Annotated in this window: 5 protein-coding genes and 1 pseudogene; all 6 read right to left on the reverse strand. The window is 35.7% G+C overall.

What is annotated here, in order from left to right; translation table 11 throughout:
• Positions 1-166: 166 nt before the first annotated feature.
• Positions 167-5,398, reverse strand: coding sequence for a PAS domain S-box protein (locus P8O16_RS11430; RefSeq protein WP_300314804.1), 5,232 nt, complete (start codon positions 5,396-5,398; stop codon positions 167-169).
• Between the two features lie 322 nt (positions 5,399-5,720).
• A pseudogene (locus P8O16_RS11435) lies at positions 5,721-5,917 on the reverse strand (IS1595 family transposase); the annotation flags it as partial.
• Positions 5,918-6,414: 497 nt separating this feature from the next.
• Positions 6,415-6,684: a hypothetical protein gene (locus P8O16_RS11440; RefSeq protein ID WP_300314807.1), complete on the reverse strand. Its 270-nt coding sequence runs from the start codon at positions 6,682-6,684 to the stop codon at positions 6,415-6,417.
• Positions 6,685-6,696: 12 nt separating this feature from the next.
• On the reverse strand, positions 6,697-7,239 hold the full coding sequence (locus P8O16_RS11445; RefSeq protein WP_300314810.1) for a ParA family protein: 543 nt from the start codon (positions 7,237-7,239) through the stop codon (positions 6,697-6,699).
• Positions 7,240-7,243: 4 nt separating this feature from the next.
• The gene (locus P8O16_RS11450) at positions 7,244-7,438 is read right to left on the reverse strand and encodes a ParA family protein (protein ID WP_300314813.1); all 195 of its coding nucleotides are present in this window, start codon (positions 7,436-7,438) and stop codon (positions 7,244-7,246) included.
• A 144-nt stretch (positions 7,439-7,582) separates the two neighbouring features.
• Positions 7,583-7,900, reverse strand: a complete 318-nt coding sequence (locus tag P8O16_RS11455) for a helix-turn-helix transcriptional regulator (RefSeq protein ID WP_300314816.1) — start codon at positions 7,898-7,900, stop codon at positions 7,583-7,585.
• Positions 7,901-8,830 lie beyond the last annotated feature (930 nt).

An 8,830-nucleotide genomic window follows, 5' to 3' on the forward strand; every position in this document is an offset into this window, starting at 1 on the left:
CAGAATTACCTGGACGAGTTTTGCTACAAACTCAACAGAAGATATTTCGGTCAAAAACTCTTTGACAGACTCATTATTGCTTCGATTTAATCATACTGGCAAGATTGCGGATATACATATTAAAATTTATACTTTGATTATTATTTAGTACGAGAAATAAGCTTTTTTACTTTAGGTATGAATTAAATATACCAATCATATTAACCAAATTAAAAGGTTTGGTTAAGTATCGGATTGCTCCATTTTTCAGAATTTCATCCATTTGTTTCTTAGTTGCGTCAGCACTTAAAATGATTACAGGTATATTCCTTGTTTCTGGATCCGATTTCAGCATGTCCAATACCTTTGCCCCATGTAAATCCGGCAAATTAAGATCTAAAAGAATAAGTGATGGGTCATTAAGTTTTGCCAATTGAAGAGATTCCAGACCATACATGGTGGTGATTAGTTCACTTTCGGGTTTCAAGCTTTTAAGTAACTCTTTGATCAATTCGACATTCGATATATTATCCTCTATTAAAAGCAGCTTACCTTTGGGATTATAGTCTTGTTGAATATTAACTGTCTCTTGAACTGGGATTGTTATTTTTTCTCTAACGGTATCTAAATAAGGTAATTCAATCCAGAATGTACTTCCAACTCCTTCTTTACTGATAACACCTACTTTTCCATCCATCAATTTGGTCAATTTCTCTACTACTGATAGGCCTAAACCTGTCCCTTCTATCGAGGAATTATCATTTCCTGCTCGTTCAAATGGTTTAAATAGTTTTTGTATGTTTTCCTTTGAAATACCTATTCCGTCATCTTTAATACTTATTTTGATAAGTTTTGTGCCATTTTCACCAGTAGTCTTATCTAATGAGATGTGAATATTTCCACTTTCACTGTTATACTTTATGGCATTATTAAGGAGATTGATTAATATTTGTTTAAGTCTTTGTAAATCAGCTAATACATAACATTCTTTGCCAAACGCTTTTTCGAAAGAAATTTTTATAGCTTTATTTAAAGCAAATGGACCTACTGATTCAACCACATCATTTATGGTTGAAATTAACTCAACCTGTTCTAGGGATATAGAGATTTTGCCTGCTTCAATTTTTGCAATTTCTAAAACTTCATTTATCAATTGAAGTAGGTGGTTTCCTCCTTTTAAAATGTACTCCAGCTTCTTTTTTTGCGAAACATTTAATTTTGTTAACTCTAAGAGCTGGGCAAATCCTAAAATCGAATTCATGGGAGTACGTAATTCGTGACTCATTCTGGAAAGAAATTCACTTTTTGCAAGGTTTGCTGATTCGGCTTGGTTTCTGGCTATTTCTAATTCTTTATTTATGGTCTCTAGTTCTTTGGTTCGATTATTAATTCTTAACTCCAGATTTTGGTTTAGACTTATGATTTCTTCCTCGTATTTTTTTCGCTCTGTTATATCCTGTTTTACTGCCAAAAAATTGTTGATTCGACCTACCTCATCCTGAATCGGTGTAATCGAGATATTCTCCCAATACAGCTCTCCTGACTTTCTTTTATTCATCCATTCGTGCTGCCAATTCTTGCCTGAATTAATTGTTTCCCAAAGGTCTTCGTAAATTTTTTGATCAGTAAGTCCGGATTTGATCATTCCTATGGGTTGACCATCCAATTCTTCAAAAGTATAGCCTGTCATTTGAAGAAAGGCGGGACTCATGTATTCAAGTTTTCCTTCTTGGTCTGTAATTATGATCGCTACCGGGCTTTGTTCTATGGCTAAAGTCAGTTTTTGAATTTCGCTTTCGTTCTTTTTTCGTTCGGTTATTTCTCTGACAAACCTTAATGCTTTATCGTTTGTCATAGGGATTATTCTACATTCAAAATGCCGTTTCTCAAATCCTCTAATTCCACTGTATTCATAGGTTTTAATTCTGTTTTCCAAAAAACAGGCCTCCAACTTCTCCTGATGTATTTTCAAGTTTTCTTCAGGAAATACCTCCTTAAGGTTTTTTCCTACCAAGTATTCAAAATGTCCAATATAATTTTCAAGATTTGAACTGTAGTACTCTAAATAATTTCCCTCCTTATCCATAATGAAAAGTAAATCGGGAATAGCATCCACAATGGCTTTAAATCTTAGATTTTGGTCTTTTATTTGTTTTTCGATGATTTTTTGATCGGAAATATCGATTACTGTAGCAGCATTAAACAGGGCGGTTCCTCTCTCATCATAAAAAAGCTTTGCAGTGGTTAAGCCAGGGAATGTTGAACCGTCCTTTCGCTTCCTCCCAAATTCTTTGATACTGTATTCCTTATTTTTTAGGTATTCAGCGTATATATTAGCAATATAATAATCCAGCTGTTCGGAGGTATGAAGATTGAAAATCTCCATACCTATTAATTCCTCAATGGTGTAGCCGTGCATTTTTGCAAAAGCTTCATTGCAATAAGTAATTATCCTAGTATTGTATTCTGTGATTACCGTTCCATAGGATGCTTGATCGGAAATGATTCGGAATTTACGCAATTCCTCCTCGGCAATTTTTCGTGCTGAGATATCATAATCTGCTCCTCGATAGCCTATGATTTTACCCTTATCATCTCTAATGGCCGATCCAAAACTGGATACCCAAATCGTTTTTCCATCTTTCCGCTGTATAGGATTTTCCCAATCAAATAATTCAATTCCTTCTTGAAGGTATTTTAAACCTGTTTTTTTAAGGCTTTCTCGTTCATTTTCAGGGAAAATATCCCAGAAATATTTTTTACCGACAATTTCCTCCGGATCATAACCAAAAACCCTCTTGGCAACCGGACCCATAAACGTAAAAAGTCCATTGTGGTCAACTTCCCATATCACAGAACCTGTATGTTCTGAAATTTGCCTAAATCTTTCTTCACTTTTCAAAAGGGCGATTTCAGTTTTTCTCTTTTCGGTAATGTCTCTCCAAGAGGTAAATAGGGTTTCTTCCCCATTCTTCTCTAGTTTGGAAAGCTTGATTTCAGCTAAAAATTCGCTGCCATCTTTTCTCTGGTGTAACCATTCAAATTCGGTATGGCCTTTTTCTAGCACTAAATCAATTAGTTTTTTTGCATAGCCGGATGATTTTTCTCCATTTGGCTGATAAGTAGGTGAAATTTCTGTAGGACTTTTTCCCAGTAAATCCTCTTTGGTTCCCAAAATCATTTTCTCTGCTGCTCGGTTGCAGTCCACAAACTTCCCGTCTTCTATTAAGAGGTATCCGTCCGGAGACTCTTCGAATAGGAAGCGGTACTTTTCTTCACTTTCTTTTAAATTTTCCTCTGCTTGCTTTCTGTCTGAGATATCTATACCAACACATTGAATTTCGAAGGGATTTCCTTCGGAATCTGTAAGACAAATAAAGTCCCAGAATGTGGTGACAATCTTTCCGGATTTTGTCTCTTTATCCAATTCTACTTGAAAAACTGTTGAAGGAGACGCTATGCATTTCTTTGCAATGGCGAGCGCCTTTTCCTTGTCATATTCACAGATGGAGTCGAGAGAGTTTACTTCTTCTAATCCTTGATTGGGATACTTGTACCTAAAGTCCTCTTCATATTTAGAATTCCAAAAAGTATAAATTCCATCTAAATTAGTCCGAATAACGTAGTTTGTTTGAGACTCCAGTAATCCCCTTAATCGATTTTCACTCTCAAGAAGTTTATTTTCGGCTTTTTTTCGATCAGTAATATTCACTCCCATGCACTGGATCTCGGAGGCATTTCCCTGATCATCCACCAACGCTACAAATTCCCAGAGTGTAGTTATAATTTCATCTCCCGTTCCAGGTTTATCCAATTCTACCGGAAAAATTTTCCCGGGAAATTTGATGCAGTTTTGTACAGTATCGAGGGTACGAGCGTGGTGATATTCACAGATGGATTGTAGGGCATTGCCGCCATCCAAGCCATCCTCACCATAAATCCAACCAAACTCTTCCTGAAATTTTTGATTCCAATAGGTATGACTTCCCATCAAATCAGTCCGCAATACATAGCTAGTCTGTGTGTTCAACAAATTTTTGAGTTGTTGCTCACTATTTTGGGATTCTTTAAGATTGATTTTTGATTCAAAATGCTTGCTGATAATATTACAAATACCCGGAACTAAGCGACGCTCCTCGACAAGAAAATGGTTGTCTTCTGGTAAAAAAACTGTTATTGACCCAACCTCAATAGAGTTCAAATGGATTTTTTCCTGTATGAAATTTGAACTGTTTTTGAATCCTACAGATTCAAAAACATTGCCTTGGAAAGTTATTCTGGCACTAGTGATCTGGGGCTCAAAAAAACCCTCCGGAATGATTTCTAGAATCTTTGCTAATAAGTTATCTTCGGGAATATCGCTTTGAATTGTAAGGTTTGATATCCGATAGATGGAGCTGAGTTCCTTGATTCGCTCTTTAAGTTGTCTTTCACTTTCAAGCCTATTCTTAACATTAGAAAGGATCCCCGTAAAGATTCTTAGAAGATTGATCTCATTTTCACTGTACGTATGTTGATTTCTGACAGAATCCAGACCTATAAAGCCAGTACAATAGCTGTTGTCCATGACAGGCATGGCCAATAAACTTATAATTCCTTGAGGCTCTAATATTTGTCTTAATGTGGCGTTTTCATCTAAATAAGAAACATTTTCCACATACACTGACTCTCCCTTCTTATGGTTTTCTGTCCAGTCCTCCAATCCCTCCAGAGGAACATCCTTTAAAAGGTCGATTTGTGGTTCAATTCCTTCGGCACACCATTCATAGGTATTCGTACAAATCTGTTTTTCCCAATCGTAATCAAAGACATACATCCGGTCAGCCTTAACGAATTCACCCAAATTTTTAAGTGAAAGATTGATCGTTTCGTGGAGTTTATCTGCTGGAATGTTGATGAACGAAGTAGAAGTGAAAACCAAAAGCTCCATCAACTCTGATTGTGCTTTCAGTTTGCGTTCAGCTTCTATCTGCTCTGTGATATCTCTGATGGTGGCAAATACGCGATAAGGTTTATCTTCGCCTGCTCTAAATTCCGGAGTGGAATTCATGGAAATCCATTTGTACTTATTTTCCTCGACGTTGTAAATCCCCATGATCTCATTGTTCACCGGAAGACCAGTACGCAGTGATACCAATGTAGCATGAGACTCGATTTCATAGATTGAGCCATCCAAGTGGATGGCATGAGATCTTGGGTCAACGGGTTCATCTCCTCGGATTTGGGCTAAAGTATATCCCAACATCTTCTCTGCCGCAGGATTCATTTGTATAGGCAGTCCTTCAGCGTCTTCATAGATGACACCCTCGGGCATTTTTTGAAAGAGGTTTTCGTGGTTAATTTCTGTAGATTCCAAAATTCGGGTAGTTCTATTCTTTAAATAATTAGAGTTATGAGGAGCCATTTGAACTCGCTTCAATGTTTTGGGGTAGGCCTCGATTTTAGGATTTTAAATGGAGCGATTACCCTTTTCAAATGCTGAATTTCATCAGGTAATATTCCTGTCTCTTTCGGTAGGTTCACCTTTGGGATTAAGTAGAAGGAAATCTTTCCCAGAGTTAAGGATCCCCCCTAATGATAGAGAATGAAATCGTAAAAAAGAAACTGTTGGAAAAAATATATTGTTTAAAAACACAACATGATTTAATTTTTATATGAAATGCTTTTTAAGCGATTTAAAAAAAATGAACCAAGAAAAAAAGTTAACTAATAATTTTATTTTTCTATTTACTAAATGATTTTTATAAATGTGTATCGCACTGATGCACGTAGGGGTTATTTCCCGTAATAATCAGTCTGTCAAATAACCGATCTCCGAAATATGTTCGATTTGCTTGTAAATAAACTCAATGAGGTAGTTCTGAAGGTGCTTGAAAGTGATCATGTGATTTATTCTCAATAATTTCCTTTTCAGATTACTGATTGTTTTGTGTACCCAGTTTTATGGGTTTTACCAGATGGGTTGATGACCATAAATATTCTATTAGTTATTCATCCAAACCTGTACCTACTTATTAAGTAGGTGAGAGGTCTTTAGTAAGTAAAGGAGATTGGTAAAAATGATGAAAGTTATATTCGAAAATACGATAAAAATGAATTTAAAGATATTGGTTTTATTTCTGAGCTCAATCCCACCAAGAATCAAGTGATTGAATTTTTTAGTGAGTTTAGATCCTATAATTTACAGATATGTACCTCAACTTGTAATTGTTCCGACTTGCAAGAGAGAAATAATTTTTATGGCTATTGGTTTGACTTCGAAACTAAAAATCCATTCACAATAAATGAAGGCGAATTGGGTAAGGAGTTTGGAACAAGTTGGGGTTCTAAATATATATGGGTTGTTAATAAATGGATTTTAATAGAGAAAACTAATATTGGAATCTATTAAGAAACACACCATACACAACTGTTACCATTAAAAGTAATAACTCTTTAAATCCCATAATGCTCCGAAGCCGCCTTCAAAATCATATCCCTCATTGAAGCCGTAGTTTCTCTACCAATCTCATATTTGAGTTTGTCAAACATAGGGGTTGGGATTCGAAGGGAGTAAATTTTTACATCTTCAGTGTCGAATTCTTTACTGGAAACTTTTTCTTTTTGCGGTGTTTCTGGTACAGGGTTGATCAGCATACCTAGGCCTCTTTTTGAAGTTCCTAGATTTTTATTGTCCTTGCTCGGGTCGTTTAGCTTCTTAGCCATTTTGTGTTTAGTTTATTTGCTAAAAATTTCTTCGACCAGCATTTCATAATCCTTCGCTCCGTTGGATTCTGGAGCATATTCAAATATACTTTGGCCTTGTAATTGTGCTTCAGCCAGAGCGACATTGATCCTGATTTTGGTATCAAACATTTTTTCTTGGAGATCCTCTATCAATTGTTCCACAATCGTTTTGGTCAGTATTCGGTTGGGGTTGATTTGAGTGATAAATACCCCGCCGATGTCTAAGGTGTCATTGAGATTTTCCCGGACCTCTTTGACAATTCCAAGAAGTCGATCCACTCTTTTGTATGCAAAGTATTCTCCTTGAAGTGGTAATAGTATGGTGTCACTTGCAACCATAGCATTCACTGTCAAAAGTCCAACAGACGGAGGGCAGTCTATGATAATATAATCATATTTTGACCGGACAGGTTTGAGTAATTTATGAAGGATTTGCTCTTTACCAATTTTGGATACAATTTCCATTTCCGCTCCCAAAAGATCAATCGAGGAAGGAACCAAGTCCAAATTTTCTGAAATGTTGAGAATGGGCAATTTTTTATTTTCCCTTATGGAGTCGTAAACGGAGATGGCGGGCATCTTCTATACCTAATCCTTCGGTTAAGTTTGCCTTTGAGTCAATATCCAGTAATAGTACTTTGTGACCTTTCTTGGCCAGACCTGCACCATTATTAATGGAAGAAGTGGTTTTGCCCGTTCCTCCTTTGTGATTCATTATGGAGATTGTTTGCATAGCATTAGGATTAAGAATGAAGATGTGAAAACATCAATGCATAAAAAAAGGTATTTACTTTCTGGCCATTTGCGTATTCAGATTCTCTATGATGAGATTCTTTGATTTGACCAGTTCACTGCAGCGGTCGTTTCCAACTGAAAGTCAAATAATTACCTTTTTAAGTCTTTCAATTTCTGATTGAAGGTTTTCAAACAAGTTCTGTTCGTTGGCAAACTCGCCTGATTCAAATCCCTTGTCTTCAATGGTAGCTACAAATATTTCACCTTCACCAGTTTCCAACCATCTTAAATTGATGTTATGTTCGTTTTTCAGAAGGATCTTGATTTTTCCAGAGATCCGGTTTTTACCTCTTTCTAGGTCTGAGTATCCGGCTTGAGTCAATCCCAAAGAAGCCCCAAAGTCGATTTGAGTGACTTTCAGAAATTTCCTGATAATTTTTAAGCATTGATTTTCAGTCATCTGTCGTTCGCTTTAAACTCAAACCTAGATTTTTATTTTTTTAAAATATCGCAAAACCATATATTTATAGTTATGGATATATTCAAACGGAATAGTCCATCAGCCTTTCACATATTTTCCATTTCGGGTGCTTACTTAAACCTGATCATTCTCTACTTTCATAATTTACAAAATTCATGAAATCAGTAGGTTACATGTAAATTTGGAAACATTAGAGGGTTCTAACTTCCTTCCTTTTTCCGATTTAAAAGAGTTGGATTTACCACAAATATATACTTATAAGTGTATTTAGATAAGTGATTATTGGTGTTCCTGTATATCTATATAGTTATATGCTTCTGAGTGTGGATATATAGCTATATGTTTATCTAGATATTTATATATATGGATATGTGAATATTTATAATTCAGGTTTTTGAGGTTGAGAGTAAGATTTCCTACTTAAAAATCTATACCTCTTTGCAGGTTTTGGGTACCATGTGAGTTTAGCAAGTGTTGAAGGGTTGTCTTTCCATTTTTTACGGAGAGAATGAATGGAAAAGAGGATTGAAGTCCTTTGCGTGTTCCTTGCAAGTTGTGTATTTGTGACACAAATTCTGACGAATTTTTTCCACAAATACCTACTTGCCCTTTCGGAGATTCTTATCAGAATCATCCAAAATGGATGCATTTAACCTCGCAACTCAGTTAAATTTTAATAGTCTGAATCATGAGAAAATTCACAGAACAGGATCGAAAAAATGTCATTAATATTTTAGTAAAATCCTTTGAGGGGAATAAATCAGTTGATTTTGTAGTTGGAAATTCATCAAAAAGAGGTTCTACCCTTAAGTTAGTGGGGATATAAGTTTAATCCTCCGTGGAAAAAGAGGATTGCACTTCTAAAGTTGGTAAAAGTTCTATAGCCTTTACCTACAGTTTTGAGCTCTT

Source organism: Algoriphagus sp. (assembly GCF_029254265.1).
GTDB lineage: Bacteria > Bacteroidota > Bacteroidia > Cytophagales > Cyclobacteriaceae > Algoriphagus.